Origin of the sequence: Saccharopolyspora sp. 6M (assembly GCF_020176775.1) — a bacterium.
GTDB lineage: Bacteria > Actinomycetota > Actinomycetes > Mycobacteriales > Pseudonocardiaceae > Saccharopolyspora_C > Saccharopolyspora_C gregorii.
The window spans coordinates 1-3,433 of record NZ_JAIUJZ010000320.1 but is presented as its reverse complement, the minus strand read 5'-3'; the positions used below and the strand labels follow the sequence as shown (position 1 = coordinate 3,433).

Annotated in this window: 4 protein-coding genes; all 4 read right to left on the bottom strand. The window is 65.2% G+C overall.

Annotation, left to right across the window (positions count from 1 at the left end; translation table 11 throughout):
* Positions 1-212: 212 nt before the first annotated feature.
* Complete coding sequence (locus tag LCD31_RS28470) at positions 213-1,394, bottom strand: tyrosine-type recombinase/integrase (protein ID WP_224963230.1); 1,182 nt, start codon at positions 1,392-1,394, stop codon at positions 213-215.
* 103 nt (positions 1,395-1,497) lie between these two features.
* The gene (locus LCD31_RS28465; RefSeq protein WP_224963232.1) at positions 1,498-1,779 is read right to left on the bottom strand and encodes a helix-turn-helix domain-containing protein; all 282 of its coding nucleotides are present in this window, start codon (positions 1,777-1,779) and stop codon (positions 1,498-1,500) included.
* A 21-nt stretch (positions 1,780-1,800) separates the two neighbouring features.
* Entirely contained in the window at positions 1,801-2,679 is an 879-nt protein-coding gene (locus LCD31_RS28460; protein WP_374201692.1) for a TRM11 family methyltransferase, read from the bottom strand.
* A gap of 44 nt (positions 2,680-2,723) precedes the next feature.
* The coding region (locus tag LCD31_RS29705) for a hypothetical protein (RefSeq protein ID WP_308015881.1) at positions 2,724-3,433 on the bottom strand (710 nt) is incomplete at its 5' end.

Below are 3,433 nucleotides of genomic sequence, written 5' to 3'. Positions count from 1 at the left end.
CCCCGGAGGGGACCGCAGGAGGGGCGTCTCGGTGGGGGTGTTGCGCTGGGGTTTTGCTGCTCGTTGCGAGGGGTCGGTTTCAGGCGGGGGCTTGTTGATCACGTTTGTACCGGTCAACGTCATGCTGGTGCTGTGACCTGCATTGATGTGATGCGAAGGCTCTGTGGCTGGCGGGTGTGGTGCTGGAGGCTTCGCGTGAGCTGCGGTTGAGTTTAGGTGAGGTTTCGCCAGGTGGTGTCGAGCGTGGTGGCGGGGGCGTTGGCGAGGGTTTTGTCCCAGCGGTCTTGGAGTGCGGTGATGGTGCGGTGCTCGACTTCGCTGGAGACGTGGGAGTAGGTCTGTTGCATTGGGTTTTGCAGCGTGTGGCCCAGTCTGCATGCTTGGGCGATTTCGGGGATGGCGTCGGTGATGAGCCAGGTTTTGTGGCTGTGGCGTAGGTCGTGGAAGGCGAGGCCGGGTAGGACTGGCGGGACTCGGAGAGGGATGCGGGTGCGGTGGAGGTTGCCGTCGGCTGCGGGGCGCATGGCGCGCCGGTTGAAGTTGGAGCGGCGGAGGTAGGTCTGCTCGGCGCTGACGAAGATGTGCGGGTGATCGTGGTGGTCGAGGTGGGTGCGGAGAAGTTCGGTGAGGAACGGGGGAAGGGTGATGGTGCGGGCGGATTCGGGGGTCTTGGGCGGGCCGAGTTCGAAGTGGCCGTTGAGTTCGTGCAACGCTCCGATGTCGGGGTCGATGACGATCGTGGCGTCGTCGAGGTGGGTGTTGATGCGTTGTAGCCCGGCGAGTTCACCCCAGCGTGCGCCGGTATAGGCGGCGGTGGTGATCAGGACGCCTGCCCATCCGCCGATGAGGTTGGCTGCGTGGTCGGCGATGAGCAGGGCTTGTTCGGGGGTTGCCCAGGGGCGTTCAACACGCTTGGTGTGGAGGCGTTTTCCACGTCGTCCGCGTGTGCGGACTGGGTTGGACGGGATGAGCCGGTCGTCGACGGCGTCGGTGAGGATGAGGGAGAAGACTTTGCGGATGTGTCCGACTGTGGAGGGCTTGTAACCGCGGGCGGCGAGCTTCTTGGTCCAGGCTGCGATACCGATTCCGGTGATCTCTGCGAGCGGTGAATCGCCCCACTTGGGCAAGATGTGGTTGTTCAGCAGGCTGCGGTATTGGTTCTCGGTGTTGGGGCGCACATCAAGAGCGTCGAGCCAGTCGTCGACCCAGGTGGAGAGAGTGATTTTTCCTGCTGCCGGGTCGATCCAGTTCCCTTTCCTTTGGTCGGTTTCGATGTCGTCCGCGTAGTTTTTCGCAGCGGTCTTGGTGGCGAACCCGGGAATGGAGCCTAGTGTTCCGTCTTTTTTCGGATAGCGGACCCGCCAGGATGATCCGTGCTTCTCTGCCCATGCCATGGTCGTCTCCTATTTGTTGGATCGATTGCGATGGGTCGATGGGGCCATCCAGTTCATTAGAGGGCAAGTGGTCGCCTGACAATGCGGGTTAATGTGCGGAGAATCACTTGTGGTGAATATTTTGTTCGGCGCCGTGCTGGGCGATGAGCTGGACGTCGTGCTGGGAAAAGCGGAGGTGGCGTCCAATGAAGGTGCAAGGTATTTCTCTAGTGCCTGCTTTGCGGCGTAGCCACGATTCTTTGATGGCAAGTGTTTGGGCTGCTTCCCGAGGTGTCAGGAGTGGTAGCAAGGAAGAGGCTGGCTCGGGGATGGAAGAGTTCTGTTTCTTTTGAGGAAATCGTTTCGTCACTTTGATTGCTCCAGGTTCGTGGTCTGGCGAACGCATTGCCGAGTTCGCCATGTCTGCCTAAGCGGGTGTACGGAAGATCAGGACGTCTTCGTGGGAGATGAGGTGTAGCGGGAGTCCGGCGTCGCGTTGTTTGCGGATGAAGTCGCGTTGGAAGAAGCTGCCGCGGGCGATGAGTTCGGTGTCGGTGGCTCGTGCGAGGAGTGCGACGCAGCGTTCGGTGGGGATGAGTCCGGCGCGTTGTCCGCAGGTGAGGATTTGGGAGGGGAGGTCGATGAGTTCGGAGTGCTCTCGCCAGGGCCGCAGCGTGATGGCGATGTGTCCGCCGGGTGTGAGGAATGTGCGGAGTGCGGTGAGGATGCGGGTGAATCCGGCGAGGAGTCGGTGGTGGCCGATGTTGGCGAGGTTGCCGCGGTCGAGGGCGTTGCCGTAGCGGTGGTGGAACTTCTGCACGGTCTTGTTGGGTGTGGTGATGACTTGGCCGTGGACGGAGGGTCCGTAGGGCGGGCTGGTGACGGCGAGGGAGGCTTGGCTGGCGTACTCGATCGGCAGCAGTGAGCCGAGTTGGCGGGCGTCTCCGGCGTAGACCTCGCCGTGGTGGCCGACGCCGTCGTCGTGGGCGAGGGTGAGGTTGTCGCGGGCGACGTGGACCCAGTGCGGTTCGTATTCCACCCCGACCGCGCGGCGCCCGGCGTGGAGCGCTTCGACCAGAGTCGTGCCGATGCCGCACATCGGGTCGATCACGAGGTCGCCGGGTTGGGTGTAGTGGGCGATGGCGTGAGCGGCCACGGCCGGGAGCATCTTCGCCGGGTGGGCGGTCGATTCAGGGGTGTAGCGGTGTTTGCGTTGGGAGGCGGGTGCGGACTGGGCCGTCGCCCACACCGACACTCCCGAGCTTGGTGTGGTGCTGGTGGTGGCGGGGTGCTGGCGTTCGGGCATGGCGGGGGCCTTCCTGTGGTCGGGCTCGGAGCTCTGGTGCGTGCTCACGGGTGTTCGCCGTTCGTGTGGTCGGTGGGTTGGGCGAACACGAGCAGGTCGGAGTGGATCCGCTGATGCCGCGCCACCCGCCCGGACCGTGCCTCGGTGGTGGTCTTCGGTGGGGTGAGGGGGTGGCGGTGCAGGGGTGTGTGGAGGACGACGAGGTGCTGGAGGTAGAGCAGGTCGGCGTTCTGCCCGGCGGCGACTACTGACCCGGTCGGGTCGATGAGCACCCCGTCGTGTTGGTGACTGTGGGTGAGTACGGCGAGGGTGCCGCCGGTGCGGAGGCGGCGGGCTGCGTGCAGCGCGACGAGATCGGTCACGGCATCTCCGGACGCGTCCGGGGAGAGGCTGGTGATGATCAGGTCGAGATCCGCATTCGGCACGTCGGCGGCCGGGCCGCGCACTGCCTCCGCGGGGTCTGGGGCGGGTGCGGTGTGGTGGGCGTCGGGGGTGATGAGCCCGTCCCAGAACGGCCGAGACACCGTTCCTGCCACCGCGGAGCCGGAACTGGGGACGTGGTCGAGGACGGCGGTGCGGCCGGTTCGGTCGATCGCGGCCAGGGCGTCGTCGGCCTGCTCGTCGAGTTCAGGGGTGTGCTCGGCGGCGTTCGTGCGGGGCCAGGGCAGCAGACCGACCCGGGCGCCGGGCTCGGTGAACGCCGTGGTGATCTGCCGGATGAGCGCGGGCGGCCAGGCTAGGGCCGGGTCGATGG

Excerpts from the sequence above, each read along its gene's own strand:
- LCD31_RS28470 (WP_224963230.1), bottom strand. The coding sequence starts at position 1,394 with ATGGCATGGGCAGAGAAGCACGGATCATCCTGGCGGGTCCGCTATCCG.
- LCD31_RS28465 (WP_224963232.1), bottom strand. The coding sequence starts at position 1,779 with ATGCGTTCGCCAGACCACGAACCTGGAGCAATCAAAGTGACGAAACGA.
- LCD31_RS28460 (WP_374201692.1), bottom strand. The coding sequence starts at position 2,679 with ATGCCCGAACGCCAGCACCCCGCCACCACCAGCACCACACCAAGCTCG.